Consider the following 248-nt stretch of genomic DNA (forward strand, 5'->3'; position numbering starts at 1 on the left):
GCTGAAAACAGTTCATGGTGGAATTACATTTGCTTTTGCGGATTCTGCATTAGCATTTTCATCCAACAACACCGGAGATGCTGCTGTTGCATTAAACTGTATCATCAATTTTACCAAAGCCGGAAAAGAAGGCGATATTTTTAGGGCAGAAAGTATTTTGGTCAATGACACCAGAAAAACTGCTGTTTACGATATTAAAATTACCAATCAAAATAAAGAGCTGATTGCCAAATTTGTCGGAACAGTGT

General features: G+C 37.1%; 1 protein-coding gene. It reads left to right on the top strand.

Annotated features, from left to right (window positions below):
• The coding region (locus ACR9ZK_RS22915; RefSeq protein ID WP_481344217.1) for a hotdog fold thioesterase at positions 1-248 on the top strand (248 nt) is incomplete at both ends.

The sequence above is a fragment of the Monashia sp. HAY1-5C genome, assembly GCF_056755255.1.